Here is a 12776-nt window from a genome sequence, read left to right as displayed (position 1 = left end):
ACAGAAGTATGGAGAAATAAATGAGTAGCTGGTTAGATAAGTTTGTACCTTCCATTGTGCGTAGTGAATCACGACGTACATCATCTGGCTCTGTGCCAGAAGGTCTTTGGAAGAAGTGCCCAAAATGTGAAAACGTTTTGTATCGCCCAGAGTTAGAAAAAAATCTGGATGTTTGCCCTAAGTGTAATCATCATTTGCGTGTCAATGCGCGTCGTCGTTTGGACATCTTTTTAGATAAAGAGGGTCGTACTGAAATTGGTGCGCACCTAGAGCCAGAAGACAAATTGAAATTCAAAGACTCTAAGCGCTACAAAGATCGTATTGCCGATGCTCAAAAAGCAACGGGCGAAAAAGATGCTTTGGTCGCGATGCAGGGTGAATTGAACGGTATGCCTGTAGTGGCGGTGGCGTTTGAATTCAGTTTCCTTGGTGGTTCCATGGGTGCCATCGTGGGGGAGCGCTTTATTCAAGCTGTAAACGTTTGTCTTGAAAAGCGTATCCCATTGGTGTGTTTCTCTGCCAGTGGTGGTGCACGTATGCAAGAAGCTTTGATTTCTTTGATGCAGATGGCCAAAACCAGTGCCGGTCTTGAGCGCATGAAGCAAGAAGGAATTCCTTACATTTCTGTGATGACAGATCCAGTGTTCGGTGGTGTATCGGCTTCGTTGGCAATGCTAGGTGACCTGAACGTTGCTGAACCAAACGCATTGATCGGTTTTGCTGGCCCTCGTGTAATTGAGCAAACAGTTCGTGAGAAGTTGCCAGAAGGCTTCCAGCGCAGTGAATTCCTATTGGATAAAGGCGCGTTGGATACCATTATCAAACGTGATGAAATGCGTGATCGCTTGTTTAATGTATTGTCGTTGTTGACCAAACACAAGGTTGCATAATTAAATGACGCCAACGTCATTAGCGGATTGGCTCTCATACATTGAGAGCCAACATCCCTCTGAGATTGAGTTAGGTCTAGAAAGAGGGAATAAAGTCTTAGCAAAACTGGGCTTAAAACGCCCTAAGCATAAGGTGATTACCGTTGCTGGTACCAACGGCAAAGGTTCCACTTGTGCCATGCTGACCCAATATTTGGTGTCTCAAGGGTATTCTGTCGGTACCTACACTTCCCCACATTTTCTTCATTTCAATGAACGTATCGCCCTAAACAACCAGCCTTGTGAAGACGCTTTGATTTGCCAAGCGTTTGAGTTGATCGAGCAGTTGCGTGCAGATATCCCGTTAACCTATTTTGAGTTTAGTACCTTGGCTGCCCTTTGGGTGTTTGACCAATCTGAACTGGATTACTGGGTATTGGAAGTAGGCTTAGGCGGACGACTTGATTCGGTGAATATGGTTGATGCGGATGTAGCGGTAGTGACGTCCATTGCACTCGATCATGTTGATTGGCTGGGTGATGATATTGATGTCATTGCTTGTGAAAAAACAGGTATCGCGCGTGAAGGAAAATTGTTAGTTAGTGGTGTTGTAACCCCGCCTAAGGGGATTGCGGATACCGCTGCTGATATTGGCGCTGTGCTAAAACAAAAAGGCGTTGATTTTCAGTTTTCGGCTAAACAAAAGACATGGTCTTGGCAGAATGACGAACATCAATATGATGATCTGCCGATTCCGTCTTTGCCATTGCAAAATGCCGCCACCGTCGTGGCGGTGTTGACCTACATGGGGTTAGAGCCGAAGGCATCCGATTTGGCAGCGTTATTTGCCAGTGCCGAATTGACAGGGCGTTTTCAAAAGGTATCTCAGCAACCTGATGTGTATATTGATGTGGCCCATAATCCAGAGGCTGCTATTGAGTTACAACAGCGATTAGCTGCGTTTGATACGCAACCCATTGCGGTGTGTGGTATGTTGCATGACAAAGACATTGCCTCAGTCGTGTCCATTCTTGCCAATTCTTTTTCGACTTGGCATTGTACTGATTTGGCAGGGCCTAGAGGTGCAAAAGCGCAAGAGTTGGTGACGCATTTGACGCCACTTGAGGTCAGTGCTCGGTGCTACTCTAGCATGGCTAGTGCTTTGATCAGTGCGACTGAACAAGCAAGACAAGAAGGGCGTTCGTTGGTTGTTTTTGGGTCTTTTGTCACAGTTTCTGACTATCTACAATTCGCCAAGGGAAAGAATGATTTATGATTGACAGACGTTTGACTTATCGTTTGATTGGCGCGGGCTTGATGGTAGCGTCTGCCGCCATTGTGCTGCCATTAGTGTTAGATGGTGAGCGACCACCTGAATTGGACATGCAGGTGGTGGTTTCTGAACCACCGGCATTTGAAGTGGTAGACATTGCACCAGTTAAGTCGGCTCAAGAGATTGCGACAGAAGAAGCCGAGAAAGCCCCGCAAGACATTCAGCTCATTCCACTTGCAAAGTCTGTTACACCGTCAGCGACGCAGCCTAAACAAGAAGTGAAAGCGCCAGAGCCCGTAAAAACGGCTAAGACTGAGCCTAAAAAAGTGGCAGATCGTTGGGCTGTTCAAATCGCCACCTTTAAAAGTAAAAACAATGCGACGCGTTTAGTTGAGAAATTGAAAAAGGCGAATTATGACGCCTACAGTATGACGACAAACTCTTTATATAAGGTTTTTGTTGGACCTGAGTTTAAACGAGATACCTCCAAAAAAATTCGTGATGACATCAAAAAAGAATTTGGTTTAGCGGGTCTTGTAGTGAAGTATTCAGTGAATTAATGTCACTTGTCTTTAACAGTATTTGGAATCAAGTGATCATCTGATACACTCCCTCGCGATTCGAGCATGTTCATGGAGCAAGGTTATTAATGGCAACAGTTGATTGGTTGATCATTGCAGTAGTAGTGATGTCGTCTTTGTTAAGTTTGAAAAGAGGCTTTGTCAAAGAGGTATTATCCTTATTAACTTGGGTGATTGCTTTTGTGGTGGCGGTGAAGTTTTCGGATCAGATGCAATCTCTGCTGATTGAGCAAGTACAAAATGATCAGATTCGCTATATCGTTGCCTTTATTTCTCTGTTCGTTGCTTCCTTAGTGGTGGGTGCGTTAGTGAGCTTTTTATTGGGATCCTTGATTCAGGTGACTGGGTTATCCAGCACCGATCGAGTCATGGGCATGTTGTTTGGTTTTGCACGTGGTAGCTTAATTGTGGTGGCGTTTGTCTCCTTGTTGAGTTTGAGTCCAGCCATTCAAGAAACAGATTTTTGGAAAACATCGCAATTGATCCCTCAGTTAGGGCAGTTGAATGATTGGACGCGTGATATGTTAGGCAAGAGTTCGGAACTGATTGATCCGGCTCTCATTGAGCGCGCCCTGAGTAATTAATCGCTTAATAAGTGATTGAAAATTAGAGAGAAAATCGTGCGGCTTATCAAGTCGCAATTCCCCAACACGAGGATCTAGATAATGTGTGGTATCGTTGGTGTCGTAGGCACGTCGGTGGTTAATCAGTCAATTTTTGATGCGTTAACCCTTCTTCAGCATCGTGGGCAGGATGCTGCAGGTATGGTGACCAGCCATAATGGACGTTTATGTTTGCGCAAAGACAATGGTCCGGTGAGTGAAGTATTTCGCACTCGTCATATGAAAAAATTATTGGGTAACATTGGTATTGGCCATGTTCGTTACCCAACCGCTGGCACCTCTAGTTCAGCAGAGGCTCAACCATTCTATGTAAACTCCCCTTACGGTATTTCGTTAGCGCATAATGGCAATTTGACGAATACGGCGAAGTTGAAGCAGGAAGTCTTTGAATCGGATCTGCGTCACATTAACACGACGTCAGACTCAGAAGTTTTGGTTAACGTTCTTGCCCATGAACTTCATGAAGAAGGCAAACTAGTACCTAAACCTGATGATATCTTCAATGCTTTGGAGCGTGTTTATCACCGCATTGAAGGTGGTTATGCGGTCGTCGCATTGATTACTGGCTACGGCATTCTTGCTTTCCGTGACCCTGATGGTATTCGTCCTTTGATTTATGGCTCTCGCCAAACTGACAATGGAATTGAATACATGGTGGCGTCTGAAAGTGTTGCTTTGGATGCGGCAGGATTCAAACTTGAGCGTGATATAGAGCCAGGTGAAGCCATCTTTTTTGATGTGAATCACAATGTCCATGTTCGTCAGTGCACACCGAAAAAAGCCCCTCGTCCTTGTTTGTTTGAATATGTGTATTTTGCTCGTCCAGACACAGTGATTGACAGTATTTCGGTTTATAAAGCTCGCATGAACATGGGTGACCGTTTGGCCGAAAAGATTCGCCGCGAATGGCAAGATCACGATATCGATGTAGTGATCCCGATTCCGGATACCAGCCGCACCGCTGCGTTACAAATAGCACAGACACTCAATATCCCATTCCGTGAAGGCTTGGTGAAGAACCGCTATATTGGTCGTACCTTTATCATGCCAGGCCAATCGGTTCGTAAAAAATCGGTTCGTCAGAAATTGAACCCAGTGCCATTTGAATTCAAAGACAAAACGGTTTTATTGGTCGATGATTCGATTGTGCGCGGTACGACCAGTAAAGAAATCATTGAGATGGCAAGAGAGGCGGGCGCGAAGAAAGTGTATATCGCCTCGGCGGCCCCTGAAGTTCGTTACCCTAACGTATACGGTATTGATATGCCTGCGGCGAAAGAGCTAATCGCTCATAACCGTAATGTCGATGAAATTTGTGAGTTAATTGGAGCAGATAAACTGATTTTCCAAGATTTGCAGGATTTGATTGAAGCGTGTATCGATGAGAAACACTCAGAAGTACGGGAGTTTGATACATCAGTGTTTGATGCAACCTACATTGCAGGCAATATTGACTTAGAGTATCTAACGAACTTAGAAGGCAGCCGTAACGATGAAAACAAGGCTTCTGTTGAGACGGTGCAAGCTAGTGATATGATGCACCCTATGTAATACTCATTGGGCCTAATTAGTGTTCTTTCTAAGCCAGGTCTAACCTGGCTTAGTTTTTTGAAAGCGTAATTAATAAAGTGTTTTAGATTGTTTGGTGGAGAACAAAATGTCGGCTTATAAAGACGCAACGAATGCGATTCATGCGGCTACGCGTCAAACTCAAGAGCAAGAAAACAGTGAAGCCATTTTTGTCACCTCCAGTTTTGCCTATGCTAGTGCAGAAGAGGCGGCGGGCAAATTTTCAGGTGATGAGGATGGTAATGTTTATTCACGTTTTACCAATCCAACGGTAGAGTTGTTTGAGAAGCGTTTAGCAATGTTAGAAAAAGGCGAGGCAGCCATTGCCACCAGTTCTGGTATGGCAGCTTTAATGACCTTGGCATACAGCTTGTTAAGCGCGGGTGACCGAGTCGTTTGTTCGCGTAACATTTTTGGTTCTACTGTGAAGTTCTTTAACACTTACACGACCAAGTTTGGAGTAGAAGTGGTGTATGTTGACGCCACTGACTACGATGCATGGCAAGCGGCGATTAATGACAAGACTCGCCTGTGTTATTTTGAGACACCATCTAACCCATTGTATGAGGTTGTGGATGTTGCCAAGGTAGCGGAATTAGCTCATGCGAAAAACGCCTTGTTGTGTGTCGATACGGTATTAGCCACGCCTGCGTTGCAAAACCCGTTGACACAGGGAGCCGATATCGTCATGCAATCAGCGACGAAATTCATTGATGGTCAAGGGCGTTGCTTAGGTGGTGCGTTAATTGCCAGCCAAGAGATTGTGGATATTTTTACCGCTTTCATGCGCAGTGCTGGGCCTTGTATGAGTCCGTTTAATGCCTGGGTGTTGTTGAATGGCCTTGAAACTTTATCCTTACGAATGAAAGCTCATTCCGCTAGTGCGTTGCAATTGGCGGAATACCTTGAAGCGCATCCAAAAGTGCTTAAGGTCAATTATGGTGGTTTGCCAAGTCATAAATATCATCAGCTTGCTAAACAGCAGCAAAATGATTTTGGTGGCTTGTTGTCGTTTGAATTAGCGGGAGGGCGTGATTCTGCTTGGGCATTTATTAATGCTACCAAGTTAATGTCGATCACTGGCAACTTAGGCGATAGCAAGACATTGGTAACCCATCCGGCAACGACCACACATGGTCGTTTAACGGATGAAGAAAAAGCCAAAGCGGGTATTACGGAAGGTTTGATTCGTGTCTCTGTCGGACTGGAAGACATTGAAGACATTATCGCGGATGTGGAAGCGGCATTGACGCAATTATCTTAACGATAGACAAACAAAAAGGCGGGGTTAGAAAATTCTAACCCCGCCTTTTTTTTGTGCTAAAACTGGTTGGTTTTGATCAATGGGATCTTAAGCAACCAGTGAATAAGTCTAAATCGACTGAGAGGTGGATGGCTCGGCAGCTGTATCATCCATGTCAATGTCGGATTCTTCTGTCGCTTGAAGAGCTTCAAGTTGTTTGCGCTCTTTACGACGATACCCTAATACCAAAAGACAAGGCGTCAGGATCAGGGTCAGTGGTGTCGCGAAGGTTAAACCGCCTGCAATGGCTGTCGACAATTGTGTCCACCATTGCGAGGAAGGAGCGCCAATGCTGAACGCCTGGTGAACCAAGTCGATGTTCAGTTGGAACACCATAGGCACTAGTCCAAGAATGGTGGTAATGGTCGTTAAGATGACAGGGCGTAAACGCTGAACACCAGTGCGAACGGCGGCTTCTCTTACCTTCATGCCCTGTTTTCGTAGGCCATTAAAGGTGTCGATTAAGACAATATTGTTGTTCACCACAATGCCGGCTAAGGCAATGACACCAACGCCACTCATGACTACCCCAAAAGGTTGTCCTTTCACCATTAAGCCGATGAAAACCCCCATGGTTGAAAACACCACAGCGCTGAGGATGAGAAGACACTGGAAGAAGTTATTAAACTGGGTCACTAGAATAATGGCCATGATGAAAAAAGCGATACCAAAGGCTTTGACCAAGAAAATCATCGATTTTTGTTGCTCTTCGGTATTTCCGCGGAATTCATAATTTACCGTTTGTCCCAAATCTGAGGCATCCAGTTTGGCTTTAATTTTCTTGATGACTTCGTCAACCACTAATCCGTCCACTACATCAGCGTCGATGGTAATGGTTTTCTTACCATCGGTACGGATTACCACACCTTGCTTGGGCGCGGCATAACGATGGATGAAGTTACTCGCCGGAATGCTGCCTTGGTTAGTAGGTATTTGCAGTTGATCTAATTGATCTAAGCTGCGCTGATTAACTGGGTAGCGTAAGACGATGTCAATTTTATCGTCCGCACCTTCCGGTAAGAAATCACTTAAGGTAATGCCAGTTGTTACCAATTTAATGACATTACCTAAACTGTTGACGTCGACACCGTAGCGGCTTGCTTCCTCTCGGTTGATGTCAATTCGCCATTCGATGCCAGGTAAGGAGCGATCATCACTGACAGTAACGATTTCGTCCCGTTGTAGTAGCTCTTTGGTGATTTGGTCTGCGGCGATATTCAAGGCTTCGCTGTAACTGGAGCTTAGCTGTAACTGAATATCTGCACCAGATTGTGGGCCCCCTTGCTCTTTCTCTGCACTGACTTCAATGCCTGGAATTTGCTTGGTTTTCTCACGTATTTGATCGAGAATCTTGCTCGCAGAAGGACGCTCATACCAGTCAACAAATTCCATGGTGATGGAGCCAATGCTGTCTGGCGCAGCACTGTTGCCTGGTGTGGCATAGGACCTGACTACCACGCTCTTTAATTCCGGGGTGCCAAGCACTTGTGCTTCCACTTGTTTGACCAAGACGTCTTTTTCGTCCAAGGACAAATCGCCACGAGCACGAATGTCTAAGTTTGCCGACTCAGGTTCCACATTAGGGAAGAACTCAACACCTTTACCGAATTTACCATAACTGGCAAACACACAAATCAACAGAGTAATGGTAAAGAGTAAAACCCAAATTGGGTGTTCTACCAGACGAGTCAGCATTCGACCATATGCGCCAGTAAAGCCAGAAAGTTGGCTTAAGTCACCAGTTTCTGTAATGCGCAGTGTGTTCATGGTTTTTTGGCTATAAGCGCCTTTTTTGCCAATGATTGAACCAATGGTGGGCAACACAATCAACGCCATGATGAGGGAGGAGGTGAGTGTCGCAATAATGGTAATAGGCATAAAGCGCATGAACTCGCCAACAATGTCTGGCCAGAATAGCAAAGGCATAAATACGGCTAATGTGGTGGCCGTCGATGCAGTGATAGGCCAAGCCATGCGTTTCGCAGCTTCACTGTAGGCTTGACGTTTAGAAGCCCCTTCTGCGAGTTTGCGATCAGCGTATTCGGTGACCACGATAGCGCCATCCACCAGCATGCCGACACTTAAGATTAATGCAAATAACACCACCATATTGATGGTGAAGCCTTGAAGGTTAAGCAGCAATATCCCCGTTAAAAACGCACCTGGAATGGCCAGTCCAACTAGAATTGAGCTGCGTATTCCCAATACCCAAACAATGACAATCATAACCAGCAAGGTAGCGGTTAGAACGTTATTGAATAGGTCATTTAGGGAGGTTTCAATATCAACGGATTTGTCACCTGTTAAGCTGTACTGAACACCTTCAGGCCACGTCTCGCTTTCTTTTTCCACCACGGCTTTAACCGCTTCAATGGTTTCAATGATGTTGACCCCGACGCGCTTAGAAACACCAAGGGTAATACTGCGTGTGCCGTTAACACGGGCGTAGCTATTTGGGTCTTCGAAGGTCAGTTCGCCGGTTGCGATGTCGCCCAGTAAAACGACTTGATCACCGTCTACTTTGACTGGCAAATTGAGGATGTCTTCTTTGGTTTTGAGCAAGCCGGGTACTTTTAAAGAGAAGCGACCCGCTCCCGTGTCTAGGTTGCCTGCTGCCACAAGACGATTGTTGCCGGACACGAAATTGGCTACTTCGGTCAGAGACAGATTGTACGTTTCTAACTGTTCGGGGCGAACAATGATCTGCGCTTGTTGATCACGATCACCACTGATGTTGGCTTCTAACACACCGTCAATGGCTTCAATCGAGTCTTGTAGGTGTTGTGCTGTTTGACTGAGCGTGGCGAAATCGACGTTGCCAGACAAGTTGACTCGAATGACAGGGAAAGTGGATAGATTGATCTCTGTGACAGTGGGTTCTTCAGCGTCATCAGGCAGCTCACTTTTGGCACGATCGACTTTGTCTCGGGTATCGCTAATCGCTTGATCTATGTCTACACCGGATTCAAACTCGAGCATGATTGAGGCATGGCTTTCAGAAGCGGTGGATTTAAGTTCTTTTAACCCTTCTAAGCCTTGTAGCTCTTTTTCCAGAGGGTGGACCAATAAGCTGTCTGCGTCTTCTGGAGAGATGCCATCCAGTGTCACCGAGACATAGGCCATTGGGATCGTAATGTCTGGATCATTCTCTTTTGGAATTTCAATATAGGAAACTGTGCCCATAATCAGCACCAGCACAAAGAACATCATAACGGTTCTAGAGCGGGCTAAAGCGGCTTCAATTAATGTTTGCATAGGGTAACCGCCTCGTTAATCTTGATAATGTGCGTTAACGGTATCGCCTTCGGACACAAAGCCCTGTCCGACGGTAATGATGTTCACATTATTTGGTAGGCCTTTGACCCATATTTGATCGCGTTCTGATTTGACGATGACCACTGGCATGATTTTCACTTTATTATCAATGTCGATGACTTTTACCGCCGTATGGCCAGAATCATCCAGAGTAAGAAGAGCGGGTGAAAAGGCATGGGCTTTTTGTGCTTCTAGAATAAAATCGACACTGGCGGTTAAGCCTGCCGCGATTTTGTTGTCTGGATTATCCACTTCCATTTCAACCTGAATGGTTCGGCTTGATGTGTTGGCGGTTGCGTTAATAAACGACACTGCGCCTTCAGCTTGGTAACCTGATTCTAGTGTGACTTTACCCACTGTGCCGAGTTGAATTTGTTGGATTTTATTTTGTGGGATGTTGACGCTGATTTTAATCGGGTTTAATGACACCAAGTTACCGACCTGAGTGCCGACCGACAAAACTTGTCCTTGTTTCACATCCAAGCTATTCACTATGCCAGAAAAAGGTGCGGTTAAGGTGGCATTTTCAAGGTCGATTTCTAATGCTTTTAGCGCCGATTTCGCTGATGCTAGATCGGTTTCAGCTTGGGCTAAATTCACTTTTGAACTGAAGTTGCCCGCATTCAACTTTTTAATGCCGTCTAATTCCAAAGCACGCTGTTTAACTAAGAGTTTCGCTTGTTCAATCTGGCTGGTTAAGCTTCTCGTATCGATGGCGAGAATGGCTTGACCTTGGTTAACCGTATCGCCTTTTTCAACGGCTAATTTGGTGACTTTGCCATGATAATTATTAACAAGCGTTAAGGTCTCATTCGCGGCGGTTTGGCCACTCAATGGTAGATGAATTTCAATGATTTGTGCACTCAGTGTTTTGGCTTGTACCGAGTAGGCGAGTTGGTTTTCATTGGTTTGTGTAACGAGGGTGCTGTCTTGCGATACGGTGTCGGTGCTGGTTGGGCTGACCGTGATGCCGTTTCCACCAAGCACCATCCAAGCGACAGCGGCACAGGTTAAACCGATTGCCGTAATCATCCCCGCCTTACTTTTTAATTCCATCTACCACTCCGTGAATTTTAAAATTTATAGTTATAACGAAATAATTATATTAAATAATATAAAGAAAAACTGTTTCAGGTATAGATAATATCGCTATATCAGATATTTATTTTTTAACCTCCCTAAAATCACTGCAAACTTGCGCTTAATATCCTTTAAATGTTCTTTAATCTTAAGTTCTTAGTGATAACACAAGCTCTAAGCTAAACCTTCCAAAAGAAGAGTGATATGATAGCGCCACAAATTTTCCCTATTATTACTGGATAGATATGAGTCTATTGTCTTTAGAGCAGGTGAGTGTTGCGTTTGGACACAACCCGCTGTTGTCAAAAATCAGTTTTTCCGCTGAAGCGGGTGAACGTGTTGCAATCATTGGCCGTAATGGTGCTGGTAAATCGACCTTTTTAAAAGTGGTGTCTGGCGAACAAATTCCAGATGAAGGTGTGGTGCGCCTTGAAGGTGGCATGCGCATTGCGCAATTGCCACAAGAGTTGCCAGAAGCAAATGGTAAAACGGTACGCGAAGTGGTCAGTGAAGGCGCGGGCGAAATACATCAATTGATGACGCGCTATTTTAAACTCTTGGAAGATATGGAGCAGGATCATTCTGATGAACTGGGCCACATTCAAAATGATCTCGATCGTTTGCAAGGTTGGGATTTAGAGCAACGTGTTAATCACATGATTCAGCGTTTGGCGTTACCGGCGGATAAGTTGATGTCTGAATTGTCCGGTGGCTGGCGTCGCCGAGTCATTTTAGCGCAAGCTTTGATTTCGGCCCCAGATGTTTTACTACTGGACGAGCCAACCAACCATTTGGACGTACCGACCATAGAATGGATGGAACAACAGCTGCTACAGTTTCGTGGTTTGATTCTCTTTATTACCCACGATAGACGCTTTCTTGAAAAATTGGCGAACCGCATTGTTGAATTAGATCGCGGGAATTTGCTGTCTTTCACCGGCAATATTAATGAGTTTTTAGTCTTCAAAGAAAAACTGTTGGAAGAAGAAGAGCGTGCTAATGCGTTATTTGATAAACGTCTAGCCGAAGAAGAAGTCTGGATTCGACAGGGCATCAAAGCTCGTCGAACTCGTAATGAAGGTCGAGTCAGAGCATTGAAGGCTTTGCGAGTTGAGCGTTCAGAGCGTATTGATCGTCAAGGCAACGCTAAAATGTCGATTGAGACCAAGGAGAAATCCGGCAAGTTGGTCGCCGAATTTACGCAAGTCGGTCATGCTTTTGAAGACAAGGTTATCCTGCAACCAATGGACTTCATGGTTAATCGTGGTGATCGCATTGGTTTAATCGGTCCGAACGGTTGTGGTAAGAGTACTTTCTTAAAAATCTTGCTGGGTGATTTAGAGCCAAGCTCAGGTACCGTACGTCAAGGGACTAAGCTTAACGTTGCCTATTTTGATCAGCTACGTGAACAGCTTAACCCTGAGCAAACGGTGGCAGAAAACGTTGGTGAAGGCAAAGAGACTATTGAAATTAATGGTCAGAACAAGCACGTTATTGGTTATTTAGGGGATTTCCTGTTTCCCCCAGAGCGAGCACGTACTCCAGTGAAAGCTTTGTCCGGTGGCGAGCGAAACCGCGTATTGCTGGCGAAACTCTTTACCAAGCCTGCGAACCTTTTGGTGATGGACGAACCGACCAATGACCTAGACGTTGAAACCCTTGAGTTACTAGAAGAGCTTTTAATGAACTACGATGGCACCTTGTTATTGGTCAGTCACGATCGTGCTTTCCTAGACAATGTGGTGACCAGCGTCATTGCCTTTGAAGGTGAAGGCGTGGTGCGCGAGTATGTGGGCGGTTATCAAGATTGGATTCGTCAGGGTGGTAAGTTCCCAGCGGAATCTACCTCTCAGACGACCGAGAGCAAGCCTAAAGCTAAAGCTGATACCTCGACAACGGAAGTGAACAAGCCAGCGCCAGCCAGCAAAGCGAAAAGTAAGCTGAGCTATAAATTACAACGAGAATTCGATGGCATGCCAGATGCCATTGCTAAATTAGAAGCCGAGCTGGAAGCCTTTCAGCAAATAACGGGCGCGGCAGATTTTTACAGCGGCGATGCGCAAAAGGTACAGGACACCTTAGCGAAAATGGCCGAAAAAGAACAAGAACTGGAGACAACAATGGAGCGTTGGCTTGAGTTAGAAGAAATGCAGAACGGATAAA

Annotated in this window: 9 protein-coding genes; 7 read left to right on the top strand and 2 right to left on the bottom strand. The window is 45.4% G+C overall.

Translation table 11 applies throughout. From position 1 onward, the window contains the following. Window positions 1-20: 20 nt before the first annotated feature. The 6 genes from accD to DFP76_RS15560 all read left to right on the top strand — a co-directional run bounded on the left by accD (window position 21) and on the right by DFP76_RS15560 (window position 6179). Window positions 21-890, top strand: coding sequence for an acetyl-CoA carboxylase, carboxyltransferase subunit beta (gene accD, locus DFP76_RS15585; protein ID WP_113875531.1), 870 nt, complete (start codon window positions 21-23; stop codon window positions 888-890). Window positions 891-894: 4 nt separating this feature from the next. Further along, entirely contained in the window at window positions 895-2145 is a 1251-nt protein-coding gene (folC, locus tag DFP76_RS15580) for a bifunctional tetrahydrofolate synthase/dihydrofolate synthase (protein ID WP_113875530.1), read from the top strand. Beyond that, on the top strand, window positions 2142-2702 hold the full coding sequence (locus DFP76_RS15575; protein ID WP_113875529.1) for an SPOR domain-containing protein: 561 nt from the start codon (window positions 2142-2144) through the stop codon (window positions 2700-2702). Before folC ends, DFP76_RS15575 begins: the two co-directional genes overlap by 4 nt. A gap of 89 nt (window positions 2703-2791) precedes the next feature. Continuing rightward, window positions 2792-3307: a CvpA family protein gene (locus DFP76_RS15570; protein WP_113875528.1), complete on the top strand. Its 516-nt coding sequence runs from the start codon at window positions 2792-2794 to the stop codon at window positions 3305-3307. 81 nt (window positions 3308-3388) lie between these two features. After that, the gene (gene purF, locus DFP76_RS15565; RefSeq protein ID WP_113875527.1) at window positions 3389-4897 is read left to right on the top strand and encodes an amidophosphoribosyltransferase; all 1509 of its coding nucleotides are present in this window, start codon (window positions 3389-3391) and stop codon (window positions 4895-4897) included. A 106-nt stretch (window positions 4898-5003) separates the two neighbouring features. Beyond that, the gene (locus tag DFP76_RS15560; protein ID WP_113875526.1) at window positions 5004-6179 is read left to right on the top strand and encodes an O-succinylhomoserine sulfhydrylase; all 1176 of its coding nucleotides are present in this window, start codon (window positions 5004-5006) and stop codon (window positions 6177-6179) included. Window positions 6180-6287: 108 nt separating this feature from the next. Here the strand turns inward: DFP76_RS15560 and DFP76_RS15555 are convergent, their stop codons facing one another. Continuing rightward, window positions 6288-9473, bottom strand: coding sequence for an efflux RND transporter permease subunit (locus tag DFP76_RS15555; RefSeq protein ID WP_113875525.1), 3186 nt, complete (start codon window positions 9471-9473; stop codon window positions 6288-6290). A gap of 15 nt (window positions 9474-9488) precedes the next feature. Next, complete coding sequence (locus DFP76_RS15550) at window positions 9489-10589, bottom strand: efflux RND transporter periplasmic adaptor subunit (RefSeq protein WP_113875524.1); 1101 nt, start codon at window positions 10587-10589, stop codon at window positions 9489-9491. Window positions 10590-10858: 269 nt separating this feature from the next. Here DFP76_RS15550 and DFP76_RS15545 point away from each other — a divergent pair, with 269 nt between their 5' ends. After that, window positions 10859-12775, top strand: coding sequence for an ATP-binding cassette domain-containing protein (locus DFP76_RS15545; RefSeq protein ID WP_113875523.1), 1917 nt, complete (start codon window positions 10859-10861; stop codon window positions 12773-12775). The last annotated feature ends 1 nt before the right edge of the window (window position 12776 follow it).

Source organism: Marinomonas aquiplantarum (genome assembly GCF_003314975.1).
Lineage (GTDB): Bacteria > Pseudomonadota > Gammaproteobacteria > Pseudomonadales > Marinomonadaceae > Marinomonas > Marinomonas aquiplantarum.
The sequence above is the reverse complement of the archived record's forward strand: the minus strand, read 5'-3'. Positions and strand labels throughout refer to the sequence as shown.

Excerpts from the sequence above, each read along its gene's own strand:
- purF (WP_113875527.1), top strand. The coding sequence starts at position 3,389 with ATGTGTGGTATCGTTGGTGTCGTAGGCACGTCGGTGGTTAATCAGTCA.
- DFP76_RS15555 (WP_113875525.1), bottom strand. The coding sequence starts at position 9,473 with ATGCAAACATTAATTGAAGCCGCTTTAGCCCGCTCTAGAACCGTTATG.
- DFP76_RS15575 (WP_113875529.1), top strand. The coding sequence starts at position 2,142 with ATGATTGACAGACGTTTGACTTATCGTTTGATTGGCGCGGGCTTGATG.
- folC (WP_113875530.1), top strand. The coding sequence starts at position 895 with ATGACGCCAACGTCATTAGCGGATTGGCTCTCATACATTGAGAGCCAA.
- DFP76_RS15545 (WP_113875523.1), top strand. The coding sequence starts at position 10,859 with ATGAGTCTATTGTCTTTAGAGCAGGTGAGTGTTGCGTTTGGACACAAC.
- accD (WP_113875531.1), top strand. The coding sequence starts at position 21 with ATGAGTAGCTGGTTAGATAAGTTTGTACCTTCCATTGTGCGTAGTGAA.
- DFP76_RS15560 (WP_113875526.1), top strand. The coding sequence starts at position 5,004 with ATGTCGGCTTATAAAGACGCAACGAATGCGATTCATGCGGCTACGCGT.
- DFP76_RS15550 (WP_113875524.1), bottom strand. The coding sequence starts at position 10,589 with ATGGAATTAAAAAGTAAGGCGGGGATGATTACGGCAATCGGTTTAACC.
- DFP76_RS15570 (WP_113875528.1), top strand. The coding sequence starts at position 2,792 with ATGGCAACAGTTGATTGGTTGATCATTGCAGTAGTAGTGATGTCGTCT.